Here is a 20101-nt window from a genome sequence, read left to right as displayed (position 1 = left end):
GCCGCGACCTCCACCCGTCCGTGCCGGCGGTACTCCCGCCAGAACACATCCTCGAAACGACGAGCCACCTTCAACGTCACAACACACCTCCGCAGGTCGTGTTGCACTCACCCCTTGAAGTCGCCGGTCCTGGTGGTCAGCGCGTCGTGACCCCTCGACCGTCTTCGACCGTCCGGGTCACCGCCGTCCGCCCGGCCCGGTCCGCGCTCCGTCAGAAACCCACAGAATCGGGCGCCCGTTTCTCTTTACATGAGTTGATACATGTGGCTATCGTGGCTCCAACGCGCCCGACGGTGGGCCGGAGGGACGAAGGAGTCCGATGTACGCAGCGGAGCGGCAGCAGCGCATCCTCACGGAGGCGCGACGGGAGGGCCGGGTCGAGGTGACGGCGCTCGCCGACTCCCTCGGCGTCGCCACCGAGACCGTGCGGCGCGACCTCACGGCCCTGGAGCGCCGCGGGTCGCTGCGCCGGGTCCACGGCGGCGCGATCCCCGTCGAGCGTCTGGAGCTCGAGCCCACGCTCGCGGCCCGCTCCACCCGCCTCACCGACACCAAGCGCCGGATCGCGGCCCGGGTCCTCGACGAGCTGCCCGCCGGCGGGACGGTCCTGCTCGACTCCGGGTCCACGACCCAGGCGGTCGTCGAGCTGCTGCCCCCGGACGCCGACCTCACCGTCCTCACGAACTCCGTGGCGGCCGCTGCCGTCCTCGCGACGCACCCGGGCGTCACCCTCTACCTCGTCGGCGGCCGGGTCCGCGGCGTCACGGGGGCGGCGGTCGGGTCCTGGGCGACCGGGGCGCTCGACGGGCTCACCGTCGACGTCGCCGTGCTCGGCACGAACGGGGTGTCGGTCCAGCGAGGCCTCACGACGCCGGACCAGGCCGAGTCGCTCGTCAAGCGGGCGATGGTCCGGGCGGCCCGTCGGGTCGTCGTCGCCGCCGACTCGAGCAAGGCCGGCGACGACCACCTGCACCGGTTCGCGAGCCTCGACGAGTTGGACGTCGTCGTCACCGACACCGACCTGTCCGACGACGTGGCCGCCGAGATGCGCGCCGCGGGCCCCGAGGTCGTGACGGCGTGATCGTCACCCTCACCCCCAACCCGTCGGTCGACCGTGCGGTCGTCATCGACGCGCTGCGCCGCGGCGAGGTGCACCGGGCGACCGAGAGCCGCATCGACCCGGGTGGCAAGGGCGTCAACGTCTCGCGCGCCCTCGCGGCGCAGGGGGCCCGGACGGTCGCGGTGATCCCCTCCGGCGGGCCGGCCGGTCACCTGCTCGACGACCTCCTCGACGCGGCGGGCGTGCCCCGGCGCAGCGTCTCCGTCGGTGGTCCGGTGCGGATGAACGTCAGCGTCCTCGAGCCGGACGGGACGACGACGAAGCTCAACGAGCCCGGGCCGCGCCTGTCCGGCGACGAGGTGGACGCCCTCCTCGCGACGACCCTCGCCGCCGCGGACGGGGCCGGCTGGGTCGTCGGCTGCGGCAGCCTCCCGCCGGGTGCCCCGGAGGGTCTCTACGCCGACCTCGTCCGCCGGGTCCGCTCCCGCGGCGTCCGGGTCGCGGTCGACTCGTCCGGGACGGCCCTCGCCGCCGCGGTCGCGGCCCGCCCCCACCTCGTCAAGCCCAACCACGAGGAGCTCGCCGAGCTCGTCGACCACCGTCTCCCCACCCTCGCCGACGTCCACGCCGCGGCCGCCGACCTCGTGGCCGACGGCATCGAGACCGTCGCGGTCAGCCTCGGGGCCGACGGCGCGCTCCTCGTCACGGCGGACGAGGTCCTGCACGCCCGGGCGACGATCACCCATCCCCTGTCCACCGTGGGCGCCGGCGACTGCATGCTCGCCGGCCTGCTCCACGGCCTGTCGAGCGGGACCCACCCGCTCGACGCGCTCCGCACGGCGGTCGCCTGGGGCGCGGCCGCCGTCACCCTCCCCGGCAGCCGCGTCCCGGCGCCGGAGCACCTCCGGGCCATCCCCGTCGACCACACCCGCAGTCCCGACCTCACCCGCCCGCTCGGCGCGTGACCCCCGAAAGGAACACCCGCATGTCCCTCATCACCGAGCAGCAGGTCGTCCTCGACCTCCGCGGTGCCGACCGGCACGAGGCCACCCGGGTCCTCGCCGAGCGACTCGTCGCCTCCGGGCGCTGCACCGACCTCGACGCCTTCCTCGCCGACGTCGGCAAGCGCGAGGCCAAGATGGCGACCGGCCTGCCCGGCGGCATCGGCATCCCGCACGCCCGCAGTGCCGCGATCACCGAGCCCTCGCTCGTGTTCGGCCGCACCGACGGCATCGACTGGGGGGCCAAGGACGGCCCGGCGCGGCTCGTCTTCCTCATCGCCGCGCCCGAGGGCGGGGGCGACGCGCACATGAAGATGCTGCCGAAGCTCGCCCGCGCGCTCATGAAGACCGACTTCAAGGACGCCCTGTCCGCAGCGACGACCGAGGAGGAGGTCGTCCGCCTCGTCTCCGCCGAGGTCTCCGTGGACGAGAGCCCCGCGGCCACCGCGCCGACCTCCGCCGCCGCCTCCACGGGCTCCGCCGGCACGGGCTCGACCGCCGCCACGTCCGGCGCCGCGGCGTCGTCCGAGGCCTCGACGACGACCCCGCCGGCGGCCCCGGCGGCCGTCGCGACCCCGTCGACGCGGGCGCTCACCCTCGTCGGCGTCACCTCCTGCCCGACCGGCATCGCGCACACCTACATGGCCGCCGAAGGGCTCGAGAACGCGGCGAAGGCCGCCGGGCACACGATGACCGTCGAGACCCAGGGGTCGGCCGGGTCGAGCCCGCTCTCGGCCGCGCAGATCGCGGCCGCCGACGCCGTGATCTTCGCCCACGACCTGCCCGTCAAGGACGCCGCGCGCTTCGCGGGCAAGCCGCTCGTCGACGTCGGCGTCAAGCGCGGCATCTCCGACGGGCCGCAGCTCGTCGCAGAGGCCGAGCGGCTCGTCGCCGAGTGGGAGGCCGACCCCGAGAAGGCCCGGGCCGCGACGGCCGCGGCCGCCACCGCCGGGTCCTCCGGCGGGCTCGTGACGAAGGTCGAGGACGGGGCGTCGACCCTGACCCGCGTCCGTCAGTGGCTGATGACCGGTGTGTCCTACATGATCCCGTTCGTCGCCGCCGGCGGCATCCTCATCGCGCTCGCCTTCATGCTCGCCCAGGTCGCGCTCGGCGAGCAGGGAGCCATCGAGATCGTCCAGTACGGTCTTACCGCCGAGGGCGAGTTCAACATCACCCAGAACTTCGACCCGATCAGCCTCACGTCCTGGGCCGCGCTGCTGTTCGTCATGGGCGCCGCCGCCTTCGGCTTCCTCGTGCCGATCCTCTCCGGCTTCATCGCCTTCGCCATCGCCGACCGCCCAGGTCTCGTCCCCGGCATCGTCGGCGGCTCGATCGCGGCGACGATGGGCGCCGGCTTCCTCGGTGGCCTCGTCACCGGCATCGTCGGCGGGCTCGTCGCCCGGTGGGTCTCCGGCTGGAAGGTCGCCAAGGGCGTCCGTGGCGTCATGCCGGTCGTCGTCATCCCGATCGTCTCGACCCTCGTCACGGCCGGGCTCTTCATCACCGTCCTCGGCCGCCCGATCGTCGCCCTGACGAACTCCCTGAGCGAGGCCCTCGGCGGGCTCAGCGGCTCCAGCGCCCTCCTCCTCGGGCTGATCCTCGGCGCGATGATGGGCTTCGACCTCGGCGGACCCGTCAACAAGGTCGCCTACGCCTTCGCCACCGGTGGCCTCGGCGCGGCCGGTGCCGCCTCGAACAGCCCGGAGCTGCGGGTCATGGCCGCGGTCATGGCGGCCGGCATGGTCGCCCCGCTCGCGATGGCCCTCGCGACGACCGTCCGCCCCCGCCTGTTCTCCGAGCCGGAGCGGGAGAACGGCAAGGCCGCGTGGCTGCTCGGCGCCTCGTTCATCTCCGAGGGCGCCATCCCGTTCGCGGCGGCCGACCCGGCCCGGATCATCGCCTCCTCGGTCGTCGGGTCGGCGATCACCGGTGGCCTGGCGATGCTCTTCGGCGCCGCGATCCGCGCCCCGCACGGCGGGGTCTGGGTGCTGCCGATCATGGGCAGTGTGAGCCAGGTCCTGCTCTTCCTCCTCGCCCTCGCCGTCGGCGTGGTCGTCATGGCGACGATCGTCGTCGTCCTGAAGTCCCGGGACGGCCGGCTCGACGCGGTCGAGGCCGCGGCGACCGTCTGACCCCACCCACCCACTCACCACCAGCCACCAGCAGGAGCAGCCCGATGCCTCAGCGCACCGTCACCATCGCCTCGTCCGTCGGTCTCCACGCCCGGCCCGCCGCACTCTTCGTCGAGCAGGCCAGCGAGTCCGGCCTCGACGTCGAGATCGCCCGTCCCGGGGAGGAGCCCGTCGACGCGACGAGCATCCTCGGGGTCATGGCCCTCGGCGCCACCCACGGCGAGGAGGTCGTCCTGTCCGCGGAGGGCGAGAACGCCGACGCCGTCCTCGACGGCCTCGTCGAGCTTCTCTCCCGCGACCTCGACGCGGAGTGAGCGAGGTGGCCGCGACGGAGACCCGTCAGGGCATCGGGGTCAGCCCCGGGACGGCGTACGGACCGGTGGTGCTCGTCGCGCCGCCGGTCCGGCCGCCGGCCGACGAGCCGGCGCCCGCCGACACCGAGGCCGCCCTGGCCCAGGTACGGGAGGCCTTCGGGACCGTCGCGGCCGCCCTCGACGAGCGCGCCGCCCGGTCGGACGACACCGCCCAGGAGATCCTCCGGGCGACCGCCCTCATCGCCCGCGACAAGGGCCTGGTCAAGGAGGCCGCGAAGGCGATCGCCCGCGGCCTCGGCCCGGCGAACGCCGTCGCGGCCGCGGTCGAGGTCTACGCCGCGCAGTTCGAGGCCCTCGGCGGGTACTTCGCCGAGCGGGTCACCGACCTGCGGGACGTCGGCTCCCGGGCGGTCGCGGCCGTCCTCGGGGTGCCTGCTCCCGGCATCCCCACCATCACCGAGCCGAGCGTCGTCGTCGCCGAGGACCTCGCGCCGGCCGAGACGGCGACCCTCGACCGTTCGCTCGTCGTCGGCATCGTCACCCAGGCCGGTGGCCGGACGAGCCACACCGCGATCCTCGCCGCCCAGATGGGCATCCCGGCCGTCGTCCAGGTGGCCGCCGCCCTCGCGATCCCCGCCGGGACCCCGGTCGCGGTCGACGGCGACTCCGGCGAGGTCACCGTCGCCCCCGACCCCGAGGTCGTGCATGCCCAGCGGCTGCGCCGGGAGCGCCGGGCCGAGGCCCTCGCGGCCTCCGCGGGTCCGGGCGTGACGGCCGACGGCCACCACGTCGCGCTGCTCGCCAACATCGGGGGCGTCCAGGACGCCGAGGAGGCCGGCGCCCAGGACCTGGAGGGCGTCGGGCTCTTCCGCACCGAGTTCGTCTTCCTGTCCTCGGACGCGGCACCGACCGTCGAGGAGCAGGCGAGCATCTACCGCCGGGTGTTCGCGCCGTTCGGCGACCGCCGGGTCGTCGTGCGGACCCTGGACGCCGGGGCCGACAAGCCGCTCGCCTTCGCCGACCTCGGTCCCGAGGAGAACCCGGCCCTGGGCCGGCGCGGGCTGCGGATGTCGGCCCTGCGACCGGACCTGCTCGACGCCCAGCTCGAGGCGCTGGCCGTGGCGGCCCGCGACACCGGCGCCGACGTCCGGGTCATGGCCCCGATGGTCGCGACGGCGGAGGAGGCGGCCTGGTTCGCGCGGCGCGTCCGCGAGAACGGCCTGCCGAAGGCCGGCGTCATGATCGAGGTGCCGGGCGCGGCCCTGCGGGCGCGGCACGTCCTCGCCGACGTCGACTTCGGCAGCCTCGGGACGAACGACCTCGCGCAGTACACGATGGCGGCCGACCGGATGCAGGGCGAGCTGTCCGACCTCCTCGACCCGTGGCAGCCGGCGGTCCTCGACGTCGTGGCCGCGGCCTGCGACGGGGCGCGTCGCGCGGGCGTCCCGATGGGGGTGTGCGGGGAGTCGGCCGGCGACCCGCTGCTCGCGCTCGTCCTCACCGGCCTCGGGGTCGGCAGCCTGTCGATGGCGCCGAGCAAGGTCCCCGTCGTGCGGCTCGCCCTGTCGCTGCACGGTCTGCCGCAGTGCCAGGCGCTCGCCGAGGCCGCCCGCGAGGCGGCGACGGCGACCGAGGCGCTCGCCGCCGTCCGCGCGGGCGCGTCCGACGAGCTGACCGACCTGCTCTGACGACCGGGCGCAGGACGGTGCGCCGCAGGACGGCGCGGCAGCGAGCGACCCGGAGGCGACGAGGGTGCCGGGCCCGGCGGTAGGCTGACCGCGGCCCGTGGCCCCGACCCCTCTGGAGCAGCCAGCGTGAGCACCCCCCGACCGGCCGCCGTCATCGTCCTCGCGGCGGGTGAGGGCACCCGGATGAAGTCCGCCCTCCCGAAGGTCCTCCACCCGCTCGGCGGGACCACCCTCCTCGGCCACGCGGTCCGGGCGGCGCGGCACACCGGCGCCGCACACGTCTCGGTCGTCGTCCGGCACGCCCGCGAGCGGGTCGTCGAGTTCTGCACCGGCTTCGACGCCGGGCTCGTCATCGCCGACCAGGACGACGTCAAGGGCACCGGCCGCGCCGTCGAGTGCGGCCTCGAGGCCCTGCCCGCCGACCTGCACGGCACGGTCCTCGTGACGTACGGCGACGTCCCGCTCCTCACCGGCGAGACGCTCGTCGCGCTCACCGAGGCGCACGACGCGAGCGGCAGCGCCGTGTCCGTCGTCACCGCCCACGTGCCCGACCCGACCGGCTACGGCCGCGTCGTCCGCGACGAGGGCGGCCACGTCGCCCGCATCGTGGAGCAGAAGGACGCCAGCGAGGACGAGCGCGCCCTCACCGAGATCAACTCCGGCATCTACGCCTTCGACGCCGCCCTGCTGCGGGACGCGCTGGCCAGGGTCGGGACCGACAACGCCCAGGGCGAGAAGTACCTCACCGACGTCGTCCAGATCGCCCGCGCGGCCGGCCGCGAGGTGCGGGCCCACGTCGTCGACGACGCGTGGCAGACCGAGGGCGTCAACGACCGTGTCCAGCTGGCGACGCTCGGCAGGGTCCTCAACGAGCGGGTGTGCGAGCGGCACATGCGGGCGGGCGTGACGATCGTCGACCCCGCGAGCACCTGGATCGACGTCGACGTGAGCATCGGCCAGGACACCACCGTCCTGCCCTGCACCCAGTTGCTCGGTGCGACGACGATCGGCGCCGGCGCGGTCGTCGGGCCCGAGGTCACGCTCACCGACACCGAAGTCGGTGACGGGGCGCAGGTCCAGCGGGCCGTCGCCCTCCTCGCCGTCGTCGGGGACGGCGCCACCGTCGGGCCCTACTCCTACCTGCGGCCGGGGACCCGGCTGGGGGCCCGCGGCAAGATCGGCGGGTTCGTCGAGACCAAGAACGCCGAGATCGGCGACGGCGCCAAGGTCCCGCACCTCACGTACGCGGGGGACGTGACCATCGGCGAGGGCGCCAACATCGGCGCCGGCACGATCTTCGCCAACTACGACGGCGTCGCCAAGCACCACAGCCGGGTCGGGGCGCACAGCTTCGTCGGCTCGCAGACCGTCGTCGTCAGCCCGGTCGAGGTCGCCGACGGCGCGTACGTCGCCGCCGGCAGCGCCCTGACCGGCGACGTCGGGCCCGGCCAGATCGCGGTGGCCCGCGGGCGCCAGCGCAACGTCGACGGCTGGGTCGCCCGGGCCCGGGCCGGCACCCCCACGGCGGAGGCCGCGGAGCGGGCGCGCACGGCGGACAGCAGCGACGACACGGAGGACACCCCCCGGTGAGCAAGGACACGCGGCCGCCGTCGGCCAACATCCGCAAGCGGCCGAAGAAGCAGCTCATGGTCTTCTCCGGGCGGGCCAACCCCGGCCTCGCCCAGGAGGTCGCGGCGCAGCTGGGCACCGAGCTCGTGCCGACGAGCGCCTACGACTTCGCCAACGGCGAGATCTACGTCCGGTTCGAGGAGTCGGTCCGCGGCTCGGACGCCTTCGTCATCCAGAGCCACACGAGCCCGATCAACGAGAACGTCATGGAGCACCTGCTCATGGTCGACGCGCTCAAGCGGGCGAGCGCGAAGCGGATCACCGTCGTCATGCCGTTCTACGGCTACGCGCGCCAGGACAAGAAGCACCGCGGCCGCGAGCCGATCAGCGCCCGGCTCATGGCCGACCTGTTCAAGACGGCGGGCGCCGACCGGCTCATCTGCGTCGACCTGCACACCGACCAGATCCAGGGCTTCTTCGACGGCCCGGTCGACCACCTCATGGCGATCCCGGTCCTGTCCGAGTACGTCGCCCGGCGCTACGGCGACGAGCACCTCGCCGTCGTCTCGCCGGACGCCGGGCGGATCAAGGTCGCCGAGCAGTGGTCGAAGCGTCTCGGCGGGGTGCCGCTGGCCTTCATCCACAAGACCCGCGACATCAACCGGCCGAACGAGATGGTCGCGAACCGGGTCGTCGGCGACGTCGAGGGCCGGGTCTGCGTGCTCGTCGACGACATGATCGACACCGCGGGGACGATCACGAAGGCCGCCGACGCCCTCATGGCCGCGGGGGCCAAGGGGGTCGTCATCGCCGCGACGCACGCGATCCTCTCCGAGCCGGCCGTCGAGCGGCTCCAGGCGTGCGCGGCGCGCGAGGTCATCGTGACGAACACCCTCCCGATCCCCGCGGCCCAGGAGTTCGACGGGCTCACCGTCCTGTCGATCGCCCCGCTCATCAGCGCCGCCGTCAAGGAGGTCTTCGAGGACGGCTCGGTGACGAGCCTCTTCGGCGGGCGCGCCTGACCCGACCGGTCAGTCCGCCTCGGCGGCCTTGCGGGCCCGGTAGGCGGCGACGTTGGCCTTCGTCCCGCACGTCCCGTCGCAGAACTTGCGTGACCGGTTGCGGGAGAGGTCGACGTAGACGTCGTCGCAGTCGTCGGCGCTGCACACCTGGAGGCGGTCGCGCTCGCCGAGCCGGATGACGTCGACCATCGCCATCGCGACCTCGACGGCCACCCGGTCGGCGAACGGGGCGTCGTCGTCGGTCGCGTGGACGTGCCAGCCCTGGTCGTCGTGCTCGACGAGGCGGGGGAGGGCGCCGCCCTCGGCGAGGAGGGCGTTGACCTCGGCGACCTGCTCCTCGAGGGGGGCGACCCAGACGGCCCGCATCCGGTCCCGGACGCGGTGGAGGTGGGCGATGTCGGACTCCTCGTCCGGGACGCCGCCGGTCCAGCCCCACTCCTCCATCCAGTCCAGGACCGCGGGGAGGTCGGGCAGGTCCTCCTCGCCGCTCGCGCCGTGCCCGGGAGCCGTGTTGCACAGCACCGCGGTGTGTCGCAGGACGAGATCGGTGTCATGGGTGAAAACCACGTTGACTCCTGACAGGTGATGTCCTAGTGTCATGCCCAACATACACAATGACTCCTTACATCCTGCGCGGCCGAGCGCCGAGCGGGAGGGGAGCATCCGGAGGGAGGTTCACCATGGTCGAGGTCGTCCGTCGCACGATCGGGATCGGCGTGGCAGCGATGCTGCTCGGGAGCTTCGCGTTCGGGACGTCGGGTCCGTTCGCGAAGTCGCTCATCGAGGCGGGCTGGTCGCCCGGGGCCGTGGTGCTCGTCCGGATGGCCGGTGCCACCCTCCTGCTGCTGCCGCTGGGGCTGTGGAGCGTCCGCCAGGACCTGCGCGCCGTCCGCCGCGAGCTGCCCCTGCTCTTCTGGTACGGCCTGCTCGCCGTCGGCGCGGCCCAGCTCGGCTACTTCCAGGCCATCGAGCACCTGACGATCGGCGTCGCCCTCCTCATCGAGTACCTCGGGATCGTCGTCGTCGTCCTGTGGGTCTGGGCGCTCTCCCGGCGCCGCCCGCACGTCCTCACCGGGCTCGGCATCGTGCTCGCGGTCCTCGGCCTCGTCCTCGTCCTCGACATCTCCGGTCAGACCACGCCGAGCCTCGTCGGGGTCGCCTGGGCGACGCTCGCGGCCGTCGGCCTCGCCGGGCACTACGTCCTCGCGGGTCGGGAGACGCACCTGCCGCCGCTGACGTTCGCGGCGGTCGGGCTGCTCTTCGGCACCCTCGCCCTCGTCGTCCTCGGTGGCCTGGGCCTCATCGAGATGCACACCGGCGCCGGCGCCGTCGACCTGGCAGGCTCCGCCGTCCCGGCGTGGGTCTCGCTCGCCGAGCTCGTCCTCGTCGCCGCCGCTGCCGCCTACGTCCTAGGGATCCTCGGGACCCGCCGGCTCGGGTCGACGCTCGCGTCCTTCCTCGGCCTCACCGAGGTCCTCTTCGCCGTCCTCGTCGCGTGGGTCGTCCTCGGTGAGCTGCCCGGGCTGTGGCAGCTCGTCGGCGGGGTCGTCATCCTCGGTGGCGTCGTCGCGGTCCGGCTCGGGGAGGCCCGTGACGAGCGGCGCCGGACCGCGGAGCAGGTCGACCTCGACGCCCCGGTCCCGGTGCCCTGATCGGTCCGTCCCGGCCGCCCTCGTCCGATTTCGACGTTACGCCGCCCGTCGCCTAGACTCTCGGGGTTGCCTCGGCGAGGGACGTCGCATCGGACGAGGGTGTCCGGCAGCCACCCCGGTGGTCGCGACCGTCCGTGATCGACGCTGGCGGCCGGCAGACCCCAGGGTCCGCGGGGCCGTTCGCGCGCCGGTCCGGTGCCACGCCCCGCGTCGAGGACCACGACTCGTCCGTTCCGATCCACCCCCAGGAGTCCCCCGTGTCCACCGAGGTCACCAAGCTCGTCGCCGAGCCGCGCACCCAGTTCGGCAAGGGCGCCGCCCGCAAGATCCGCCGCGCCGACAAGATCCCCGCCGTCATGTACGGCCACGGCACCGCACCGGTCCACATCACGCTGCCGGGCCACGCCGCGATGCTCGCGCTCAAGCACACGAACGCCCTTCTCACGCTCGTCATCGAGGGTGAGGAGCACATGGCGCTCGCCAAGGACGTCCAGCGCGACCCCATCAAGCCGTTCATCGAGCACGTCGACCTCGTCGTCGTCCGCAAGGGCGAGAAGGTCACCGTCGAGATCGGCGTCCACACCGAGGGCGAGGCCGCCCCGGAGACCGTCGTCACCACCGCCCTCGCGACCCTCGAGGTCGAGGTCGAGGCGACGAACATCCCCGAGTGGGTCACGATCTCCGTCGAGGGCCTCGAGGCCGGTTCGCAGATCCTCGCCGGCCAGGTCGAGCTGCCCGCGGGCGCCGAGCTCGTCACGGACCCCGAGTACCTCGTCGTCAACGTCACCCAGCAGCAGTCCGAGGAGGAGCTGGAGGCCGAGCTCGAGGAGGCCGAGGCCGAGGCCGGCATCGAGCGCGAGGACGGCGACGAGGACGAGGAGTCCGGCGACGGCGCGTCCGAGGGCACCGCCTCCGACGACGCCGAGGGCGAGGGCTCGGACGAGTCCTGACCCCGCGACACCGAAGGGGCCCGGTCCGCATGCGGACCGGGCCCCTTCGCGCGTCCCGGGCGCCGCTGCGGCGTCCTGCCTCGGGTCTGACATCATCGGGCGCATGATCGACTCCGCCCCCTGGCTCGTCGTCGGGCTCGGCAACCCCGGGCCCGGGTACGCCGGGAACCGGCACAACGTCGGGGCGATGGTCGTCGACGAGCTCGCCCGTCGCACCGGGTCCTCGTTGCGCACCCACAAGGCCCGTGCGCACGCCGCGCAGGTGCGGCTCGGGGTCGGCCCGGGAGGGGTGCCCGGACCGGCGGCGGTCGTCGCCGTGCCGAGCTCGTACATGAACGAGTCGGGCGGGCCCGTCAAGGCGCTGCTGTCCTTCTTCTCCGTCCCCGTCGAGCGGCTCGTCGTCCTCCACGACGAGATCGACATCGACCCCGGGCTCGTGCGGCTCAAGCTCGGCGGGGGAGAGGGCGGCCACAACGGCCTGCGCTCGATCACCTCGGCCCTCGGGACCCGTGACTACCACCGGGTGCGGATCGGGGTCGGGCGGCCGCCGGGGCGGATGCAGGCCGCCGACTTCGTCCTCAAGGACTTCTCGCCGACCGAGCGCAAGGAGATGCTGCCCTTCCTCGTCGACGACGCCGCCGACGCGGTCGAGCAGCTCGTCACGGTGGGCCTGCTCGACGCCCAGCGGCGCGTCCACGCCCCCCGATGAGCCGGCCTCGCCCCCGGGGCGACGCCGCGTGCGGGAGGATCGCCGCGTGAGCCAGTCCTCCCGCCGTCCCGACCCGGTGCTCGTCACGGGGATGCCCCGTTCCGGCACGACCTGGCTGGCGCGCCTCCTCGCGCAGGCGCCCGGGTCGGCGCTCGCCGGACGGGAGCCGATGAACCCCGGTGCGGGTCAGTACCGGCTCGGGGGCACCCTCTCGGGATGGGCCCGGATCGACACGGCGTCGGCCCGGCAGCACCGCGCACTGCGACGTGCGTACCGCGCGGCGACGCCCGCGGTCTACAGCCGGTACGGGATCCGGCAGTGGGCCGCCCCGCTCCCGCGCACCCGGCTCGTCGTCAAGGATCCCTTCGCGCTGCTCTCGGTCCCCGCGATCGTCGGCGCGACGGGTGCCCGAGCGGTCGTCATCCACCGCCATCCCGGGGCCATGCTCGCCAGCTACCGCCGGATGGGGTGGCAGCCGGACCTCGGCGAGCTCGTCCCCGTCGTCGACCGGTTCCGGCGGGAACGGGGTGACGGCGCCCCCGAGATTCCGGAGCTTCCGCATGAGGCGGATCCGGGGGGCGCCCTGGCGATGGGCTGGTTCTGGGCGGCCCTCTACGCCATGGCGCTCACCGACGTGGACCGAGCCCCGGGCACCCTCGTCGTGTCCCACCGGCGGATCGCCACGGACCCCGCGGCCTGCCGCCGGGTGCACAACGCCCTCGGGGTCCCGTGGGGCCCGGCCGCGGACGCCGAGTTCTCGCGGGAGCACTCGGACACCGGCGGGCGGGACCGGCTGCACAACTTCGACCGCGCGCCGCAGGAGGTCGCCGACGCCTGGCGCACGGCCTTGGCCCCGGAGGAGGTCGAGGAGATCGAGGAGGTCACCCGCGAGGTCCGGGCCCGTATGGACCGGGCCACGCAGGACGGGCCCGCGGACGGCTGAGGGCCCGATCCTCAGACCCCGTGGCCGCGCCGGTTCGTCTCGCGCTGGATCCACTCCGCGGACACGCCCGCGACGACGAGCAGGGCCAGCGGCCATCGCCCCTCGCGCGGACGGCGGCGCACACAGCGGCCGGCCCAGCGCAAGGCCTCGCGACGTTCGCCGAGCGCGGCGTGGCCGAAGGCCAGCTTCCCGTAGAGCATGGCCGCGCCCACCTGGTCGTCACCGATCTCCGGGTGGTGCTCGAGGAGCCAGGAGTGCGCCTCGTTCTTGTCCGCCCAGGCCTCGTTGAAGTAGGAGGTCGCACCCCAGCGGATGCTGACGAGCGGCTCGTCGACGTGGGCGATCGGCGCGCTCCGCGCTGCGCGGAGCAAGAGGTCCCAGTCCTCGGCCATGCTCCGGGGCAGGGTCTCGTCCACCATGCCGAAGCCCTCGAGCATCGCCCGCCGGCGGAAGAGGAAGGACGTCGAGTGCAGCATCGCCATCCGGGACCGGACGAGGTCGTCGAGGCCGACGTGCTCCCTGCCTGCCAGGCGCACCGTGCTGCGGTCCCCGTAGTCGACCCGCATCGCGGTGGTCACGAACTCCGCGTCCGCTTCGCGGTGCAGCCGCTCGACCTGGGCCCGCAGCTTGCCCGGGAGCCACTCGTCGTCGTCGTCGCAGAAGGCCACGAGCTCGGTGTCCAGGGCGAGGACGCCGGTGTTCCGGGCGCCCGCGAGGCCGGGGCTGCGCTGGTTCGTCGTGACGCTGACGGAGCGGTTCCCCTCGGACCGTTCGAGGGAGCGGTCGGGGTCGCTGCGGTCGAAGACGACGACGACCCGGATCGCGCCGGGGTGGTCCTGGGCGAGGATGGAGGCGAGCGCGGCCCGCATGAGCTCGGGGCGGTTGTGAGTGACGAGGACGACGCCCACGTCGGGTCGGCTCGCGGCGTCGGTGACGGCGCCGGTGTCGTCGGTCGACAAGGGGTCCTCCGGGATGGTCGACGGCTGCGCCGACGGGGGCATCCGTGGGCGGTCGGGGGCGTTCCGCACTGTACTGAAGGGGTCGCCGGCCCGTGCCCGGTCCGGCGGGCTGCCCCCTTCCTCTAGCACAACGGCGACGGTCGCGGCCGTCCCGAGGATGAATTTCTTCGAACGGCTTACGTGGATCCCGTCCCGGCCCCTAGACTGGCGCCCACAACGTACGTCACCGCGGGAAGCAGGGCCTTCGGCGACGTGAAGATGGGCGGGGATGCCGGCCGGTAGCAGGGACCGACGTCATCGTCATTCTTCGAACTCCATCGATTGCAGGGGTCGACGGTTCGAATGAGCATTGCTCAAGATCTCGGCATGCGCCCGTGGGCGCAGCCGCGCGCTGACGCGCACATCGACCTGGCCAGCTTCGGCCACGCCCAGGTCCTCCCGGGTCTCTCGGCGTGGGAGCGGTCCCAGCGCCGCGCCGCCGTCGTGCTCGACACGGCGGCAGCCGTCCTCGGCGTCCTCATCGGGATCGCCGGACGTAACGTCATCGTCGGCTCCGGGGGTTCCCTCTGGGACACGACCCCGGTCGTGTGGTGGACCCTCGGCGTGGCCGTCGTCGCGTGGGTGGTCCTCCTCGCCCGTCACGGTGCGTACGCGACCCGCTTCGTCGGGACCGGCAACGAGGAGTACCGGGCCGTCGCCCGTGCGGGCCTGGGCCTGGTCGCCATCATCGCCTTCGCCTCGTTCGCCCTTCAGCTGGAGTTCTCGCGCGGCGTGCTCCTCGTCATGGCGCCCACCATGACCCTCTCCGCGCTGGCCGGCCGCTACGCCCTCCGTCGACGTCTCGTCACGTCGCGGGCCCAGGGCATGTGCCTGCGGCCCACCGTCGTCGTCGGTGACGCAGCCGCGGCCCTCGACGTCGCACACCGCATCGAACGGGACCCGGGGACGACGGGGATGTCCGTCGCCGCCCTCTGCGTGGCCGACGTCGACGACCCCGTGCTCCGTGTCGCCAACCCGACGGGAATCCCTGTGCTCGGGGGCGAGGACGCCACCCTGGGCGCCGTGGAGGCGGTCGGCGCGAGCGCCGTCGCCGTCGCGAGCAGCCCGACGATGTCCGGGGACGCCCTCCGGCGGCTCGGCTGGGCCCTCGAGCAGCGGGACGTCGACCTCCTCATCGCGCCCGGGATCGTCGAGGTCGCCGGCCCCCGTCTTACGATGCGCCCGGCGTCCGGCCTGTCGATGCTCCACGTCGAGCGTCCGGTGTCGCACGGCTTCCGCTTCCGGGTCAAGCGCATCTTCGACCGGGTCGCGGCAACGCTCCTCCTCCTCCTCGCGTCGCCGCTGTTCGTCGCCGTCGCGGTGATGATCCGCCGCGGCTCCGCCGGACCGGTGTTCTTCACCCAGGACCGGGTCGGTGAGGGCGGCCGGATCTTCCGGATGTGGAAGTTCCGGACGATGGTCGTGGACGCCGAGGCACGCCTGGACGCCCTCTCCGCCGACGGGCACGACGGCAACGAGACCCTCTTCAAGATGCACACCGACCCGCGGGTCACCCGGATCGGTGCCGTCCTGCGGCGGTACTCGCTCGACGAGCTCCCGCAGCTGTTCAACGTGCTGCGCGGCGAGATGTCGCTCATCGGTCCGCGCCCCCCGCTCACGCGGGAGGTCGACCGCTACGAGAACGACGCGGTCCGTCGGCTCCGGGTCCGCCCGGGGATGACGGGTCTGTGGCAGGTGTCCGGCCGGTCCGACCTCTCGTGGGTCGACTCGGTCCGGCTGGACCTCTGGTACGTCGACAACTGGTCGTTGTCGCTCGACGCCCAGATCCTCGTGCGGACGGCGGACGCCGTCCTCCGAGGCCGGGGGGCGTACTGATGGCTGAGTCACGTCCCATCGAGTCCACCCCCGCCCGCGCGGCGGGGGCCACACGCGGCGCCGACTGCACGGCGCCGTCACCTGCCAGCAGCACCGACGTCCCGGCCCGGGCCGGAGCCTGACGCGCGCCACGGCGCCCACCACATCTCGCACGAAGCAGAGGAACACCATGACATCGCGAATCTCCCGCGGACTGCGGCAGGTCGGTCTCGTCGTCGCGGCGGCCGCGCTCGCCGTCGCCGGGGCCGGGGCCCCCGCTGCGTCGGCCGCGCCGGACCAGCCGGCCGGCAGCATCGCCGGCGACGTCCCGGAGCCGGGAACGCCCCACGTGCTCAACGGCCGGGTCTACTCGGTCGTCAAGGTCGGGAACACGATGGTGCTGGGGGGCACCTTCACGAGCGCTCGCAACGACAACAGCTCGACGACCCTCTCCCGGTCCCGGCTGCTCGCGTTCGACGCCACGACCGGCATCATCAGCCAGACCTTCACGCCGAACCCCAACGGCACCGTCAACGCCGTCATCCCGGCGGGCGACGGACAGACCGTCTACGTCGGCGGGTCGTTCTCGTCGATCGGTGGGGTGAGCCGGAACAACCTCGCGCGGGTCAGGGTCAGCGACGGTGCGGTCGTCGGCTCCTTCGACCCGGGCATGGTGACCGGTCAGGTCAAGGACCTCCGGCTGGCGGACGGCCGGCTCTGGGTCGCCGGCGGCTTCACCCACCTCAACGCCGGCGTCGCGCAGAAGGCGCTCGCGACGCTCGACCCGGACTCGGGGTCCGTCACGGACTACTTCCAGGGGGTCATCGAGGGCGACCACAACGGCGGGTACACGACCGTCATGAAGCTCGACGTCACGCCGGACGGCGACCGGCTCGTCGCCATCGGCAACTTCGACACCCTCGACGGGGTCAAGAACCACCAGGTCTTCGTCCTCGACACCAGCGGGGCCTCGGCCGCGCCGTACAACCTCCGGACGCCGTTCTACGAGACGCCCTGCTCGGCGTCGTTCGACTCCTACATGCGGGACGTCGACATCTCCCCCGACGGCTCCTTCTTCGTCATCTCCACGACCGGTGCCTACGGCGGGGTCAACCGCGCCTGCGACTCGACCGCGCGCTTCGACTTCGCCAACACGGGGACGTCGGTGCAGCCGTCCTGGATCGACAACACCGGCGGTGACACCACGTACGGCGTCGAGATCACGGACCGCGTCGTGTACACCGGTGGTCACGCTCGGTGGCAGAACAACCCGTTCTCCGGCGACCGGGCCGGCCCCGGGGCGGTCTCCCGCCCGGGGATCGCCGCCCTCGACCCGGCCAACGGCCTGCCGTACAGCTGGAACCCCACCCGCACCCGCGGCGTCGGCCTCTTCGACTTCCTCCCCACGCCCCAGGGCCTGTGGGCGGTCTCGGACACCGACCGGATGGGTCAGGGCTACTTCTACAAGGGGCGGGTCGCGCGCTTCGCGAACGACGGGATCGACCTCCCGGCGATCGTCCAGCCCGCGCTGCCGAACGACGTCTTCATGGCGGGAGGCACGACGCCCGCCGTCCAGAAGCGCACCTTCGACGGCACGACGGCTGGGGCGGTCTCCTCGGCGCCGGCGGGGTCGGTCGACTGGAACGCGGTGCGTGGGGCGTTCATGCTCAACGGTGAGGTCTACACCGCGCTCAGCAACGGCTCCTTCACGAAGCAGACGTTCAACGGCACGACCTACGGGTCGAGCACCCAGGTCAACGGTCAGGACGCGCTCGTCGTCCTGCAGGAGTGGCGCAACGACATCGCGAACATGACCGGCCTGTTCTTCGACGGCGGCCGCGTCTACTACACCGTCGCCGGCCAGAACCGCCTGTACTACCGCTACTTCACCCCGGAGAGCTCGGTCGTCGGGGCGTACCGGTTCACGGCCTCCACCGGCGTCAGCGGCGTCGACTTCTCCACGGTGCGCGGGATGTTCGTCGCCGACGACACCCTCTTCTGGCGCACGGCCGACAACCGGCTGCGCAGCGCCCAGTGGCGTGACGGCTTCCAGAGCGGTGCTCCGGTCGCCAACACCGCCCAGGTCGTGGGCGGGGGGACGACGTGGACCTCGCGGGCCTTCTTCGTCTACCAGAGCGCCGACGGCTCCGGCGTCCCGCTGCCGCCGACCGCCGAGTTCGGTTCGGACTGCACGAGCCTCACGTGCACGTTCGACGCCGGCGCGTCGACTGCGCCCGGTTCGAGCGTCGACTCCTACGCGTGGACCTTCGGGGACGGGACGACCGGCACCGGTCGCCAGGTGTCGAAGACCTACGCCTCCGGTGGCTCCTTCACCGTGGGACTCACCGTCACGACCGCGGACGGCGCGACGGCGACGACGAGCCGGAACGTCACGGTCCAGCGCGTCAACCAGCCCCCCACGGCGAGCTTCACCTCGTCGTGCACGGCGCTCGCCTGCTCGTTCGACTCCGGTGGGTCCACGGACGACACCGGCATCGCCTCGCGGTCCTGGTCCTTCGGTGACGGGACGGGAGCAGGGAACGTCACCGCGCCCGATCACTCGTTCGCCGCTCCCGGCACCTACGGGGTGACCCTGAGCGTGACCGACACGGACGGAGTCACGAGGTCGGTGACGCAGGACGTCACCGTCGAGGCCGCCCCGACCTCGGACGTCGCCTTCGTCGCGGCGGCGACCGAGAACGGGAACAGCAACTCGCACACGGTGGCCGTCCCGAGCGACGTCCAGGCCGGTGACCGTCTGCTGCTGTCCTTCACCGTCAACAACAGCAACACGACCGTGACCGGTCCTCCCGGCTGGACGCTGGTCGACTCCGACGACGCCGGCGGCGCCATGGGCCTCGTGTGGACGAAGGCGGCCGGTGCCCAGGACGCCGGGTCGGGCGTCACCGTCGACGTGTCGACGTGGTCCAAGGGCGCGCTGAGCGTCGTCGCCTACCGGTCCGACACCGGCACCCCCACCGTCGCGCAGTCGGCCTCCGACACGGCCCGTGGCACGACCACGGTCGTCGCACCCGGGGTCCAGGCGGCGAGCGGGGACTGGGTGGTCCGGTTCTGGGGCGTGAAGTCCAGCAGTCCCATCTCCCTGGCCGGCACGGGTGGTGAGAACCGGTCCACCTCGACCGGGAGCGGCGGCGGCGGGATCTTCTCGTGGCTCACCGACTCCGACGGGCCGGTGTCCTCCGGCGCGGTCGCGGCCCAGAACGCCACGTCCGACCCGGCGGTGAACCGGGCCGTGACGGTGACGGTCACGGTCGGCACGCCGTGACGGCACGCCGCGTCCCCGTCGGCCCGTTCGAGGTCGACGACCTCGACGCCCGACGGACGGTCGCGGCGGCCGTCGCCCTCGGCGTGCGGGGCGGTCGCTCCAGGTTCTACGCGCTGCACGTCGGCGGGTTGAACCACCGGGCCGACGCAGGGTTCGTCGAGGAGATGAACAGCGCCGACCTCGTCTGTGCCGACGGTGGCTCGGTCCTGCTCCTCGCCCGGTTGTCCGGGGCGCGCTCGATCGAGCGCGCCCCGACCACGGACGTCGGCTGGGACGTGCTGCACGGGATGGCCGCGGAGCTCGGCCGAGCGCCGCGGGTCGCACTCGTCGGTGGGGAGCCAGGACTCGCCGAGGCTGCGGGGCGGGTGCTGGCGGCAGCGGGTGCGGCGGACGTCGTCCACACCGACCACGGCTACCACGAGACGTGGCAGGGCCCGCTCCGGCTGCTGCGGGAGGCCGATCCCGAGGTGCTCGTCGTGGGGATGGGGGCGCCCCGCGAGATGCACTGGGTCAGGGATCACCGGCACGACCTGCCGGAGTCGCTCGTCATGACGTGCGGCGGCTGGTTCGGCTTCCTCACCGGCGCGGAGTCCCGGGCTCCGGGACTCCTCCGCCGGTCCGGCCTGGAGTGGTTGGCCCGGGTCGCCCAGGCGCCGGCCCGGCTGGGGCCGCGCTACCTCCGGGGCGCGTTCACCGTGCTCGCGATCGCGATGGGCACCCTCGCCCGTCGCCGGGCGGAGGGTGCCACCGCGGACGGACGTCAGGGCACCCAGGCGGCGACGGGGGAGCGGACCTCGCGAGTGGACCCGAGCAGCCGGCACAGCAGCTCGGGGGAGAGCGAGGCGTCGACCCCGACCATCTCCTCGCCCTCGCACATCGGTGGTCCGGCGGAGCGTGTCACGGACAGGCGGTGAAGGTCGCGGAACGCCTTCTGCCGCAGGCTGCTGTTCAGCCGCCAGTCC

Annotated in this window: 16 protein-coding genes; 14 read left to right on the top strand and 2 right to left on the bottom strand. The window is 73.5% G+C overall.

The window, feature by feature from the left end; genetic code table 11:
- Nucleotides 1-319 precede the first annotated feature (319 nt).
- The 7 genes from KC207_RS10435 (at nucleotide 320) to KC207_RS10405 (ending at nucleotide 8786) form a co-directional block, all read left to right on the top strand.
- The gene (locus tag KC207_RS10435; protein ID WP_211602968.1) at nucleotides 320-1081 is read left to right on the top strand and encodes a DeoR/GlpR family DNA-binding transcription regulator; all 762 of its coding nucleotides are present in this window, start codon (nucleotides 320-322) and stop codon (nucleotides 1079-1081) included.
- Nucleotides 1078-2025, top strand: coding sequence for a 1-phosphofructokinase (pfkB, locus tag KC207_RS10430; RefSeq protein ID WP_211602967.1), 948 nt, complete (start codon nucleotides 1078-1080; stop codon nucleotides 2023-2025). The genes KC207_RS10435 and pfkB overlap by 4 nt, the downstream gene beginning before the upstream one ends.
- Before the next feature lie 20 nt (nucleotides 2026-2045).
- Nucleotides 2046-4193, top strand: coding sequence for a PTS fructose transporter subunit IIABC (locus tag KC207_RS10425; RefSeq protein WP_211602966.1), 2148 nt, complete (start codon nucleotides 2046-2048; stop codon nucleotides 4191-4193).
- Between the two features lie 44 nt (nucleotides 4194-4237).
- Complete coding sequence (locus tag KC207_RS10420) at nucleotides 4238-4507, top strand: HPr family phosphocarrier protein (protein WP_211602965.1); 270 nt, start codon at nucleotides 4238-4240, stop codon at nucleotides 4505-4507.
- Nucleotides 4508-4512: 5 nt separating this feature from the next.
- Nucleotides 4513-6195, top strand: coding sequence for a phosphoenolpyruvate--protein phosphotransferase (gene ptsP, locus KC207_RS10415; RefSeq protein WP_211602964.1), 1683 nt, complete (start codon nucleotides 4513-4515; stop codon nucleotides 6193-6195).
- Between the two features lie 126 nt (nucleotides 6196-6321).
- Nucleotides 6322-7785: a bifunctional UDP-N-acetylglucosamine diphosphorylase/glucosamine-1-phosphate N-acetyltransferase GlmU gene (gene glmU / locus KC207_RS10410; protein ID WP_211602963.1), complete on the top strand. Its 1464-nt coding sequence runs from the start codon at nucleotides 6322-6324 to the stop codon at nucleotides 7783-7785.
- Nucleotides 7782-8786 carry a ribose-phosphate diphosphokinase gene (locus KC207_RS10405; RefSeq protein WP_282958968.1) on the top strand — a complete coding sequence of 335 codons (1005 nt, stop codon included), beginning with the start codon at nucleotides 7782-7784 and terminating at the stop codon, nucleotides 8784-8786. The genes glmU and KC207_RS10405 overlap by 4 nt, the downstream gene beginning before the upstream one ends.
- 9 nt (nucleotides 8787-8795) lie before the next feature.
- On the opposite strand, the gene KC207_RS10400 is transcribed toward KC207_RS10405, so the two are convergent.
- Nucleotides 8796-9353 carry a CGNR zinc finger domain-containing protein gene (locus KC207_RS10400; protein ID WP_211602962.1) on the bottom strand — a complete coding sequence of 186 codons (558 nt, stop codon included), beginning with the start codon at nucleotides 9351-9353 and terminating at the stop codon, nucleotides 8796-8798.
- 113 nt (nucleotides 9354-9466) lie between these two features.
- Here KC207_RS10400 and KC207_RS10395 point away from each other — a divergent pair, with 113 nt between their 5' ends.
- The 4 genes from KC207_RS10395 (at nucleotide 9467) to KC207_RS10380 (ending at nucleotide 13040) form a co-directional block, all read left to right on the top strand.
- The gene (locus KC207_RS10395; RefSeq protein ID WP_211602961.1) at nucleotides 9467-10438 is read left to right on the top strand and encodes an EamA family transporter; all 972 of its coding nucleotides are present in this window, start codon (nucleotides 9467-9469) and stop codon (nucleotides 10436-10438) included.
- A gap of 257 nt (nucleotides 10439-10695) precedes the next feature.
- Nucleotides 10696-11388: a 50S ribosomal protein L25/general stress protein Ctc gene (locus tag KC207_RS10390; protein ID WP_211602960.1), complete on the top strand. Its 693-nt coding sequence runs from the start codon at nucleotides 10696-10698 to the stop codon at nucleotides 11386-11388.
- A 103-nt stretch (nucleotides 11389-11491) separates the two neighbouring features.
- Complete coding sequence (gene pth / locus KC207_RS10385; protein WP_211602959.1) at nucleotides 11492-12097, top strand: aminoacyl-tRNA hydrolase; 606 nt, start codon at nucleotides 11492-11494, stop codon at nucleotides 12095-12097.
- A gap of 46 nt (nucleotides 12098-12143) precedes the next feature.
- A complete protein-coding gene (locus KC207_RS10380) occupies nucleotides 12144-13040 on the top strand; it encodes a sulfotransferase (protein WP_211602958.1) in 897 nt (298 codons plus the stop codon).
- 11 nt (nucleotides 13041-13051) lie between these two features.
- On the opposite strand, the gene KC207_RS10375 is transcribed toward KC207_RS10380, so the two are convergent.
- Entirely contained in the window at nucleotides 13052-14041 is a 990-nt protein-coding gene (locus tag KC207_RS10375; RefSeq protein ID WP_211602957.1) for a glycosyltransferase family 2 protein, read from the bottom strand.
- A gap of 324 nt (nucleotides 14042-14365) precedes the next feature.
- On the opposite strand from KC207_RS10375, the gene KC207_RS10370 reads away from it, so the two are divergent.
- The 3 genes from KC207_RS10370 to KC207_RS10360 all read left to right on the top strand — a co-directional run bounded on the left by KC207_RS10370 (nucleotide 14366) and on the right by KC207_RS10360 (nucleotide 20053).
- Entirely contained in the window at nucleotides 14366-15874 is a 1509-nt protein-coding gene (locus KC207_RS10370; RefSeq protein WP_211602956.1) for a sugar transferase, read from the top strand.
- Nucleotides 15875-16043: 169 nt separating this feature from the next.
- A complete protein-coding gene (locus tag KC207_RS10365; RefSeq protein ID WP_211602955.1) occupies nucleotides 16044-19139 on the top strand; it encodes a PKD domain-containing protein in 3096 nt (1031 codons plus the stop codon).
- Nucleotides 19136-20053: a WecB/TagA/CpsF family glycosyltransferase gene (locus tag KC207_RS10360; RefSeq protein WP_211602954.1), complete on the top strand. Its 918-nt coding sequence runs from the start codon at nucleotides 19136-19138 to the stop codon at nucleotides 20051-20053. The genes KC207_RS10365 and KC207_RS10360 overlap by 4 nt, the downstream gene beginning before the upstream one ends.
- The last annotated feature ends 48 nt before the right edge of the window (nucleotides 20054-20101 follow it).

It is taken from the genome of Phycicoccus avicenniae (assembly GCF_018139485.1).
Taxonomy (GTDB): Bacteria; Actinomycetota; Actinomycetes; order Actinomycetales; family Dermatophilaceae; genus Phycicoccus; species Phycicoccus avicenniae.
Note: the sequence above shows the minus strand (reverse complement) of the source record. Positions and strands in the feature narration are given on the sequence as shown.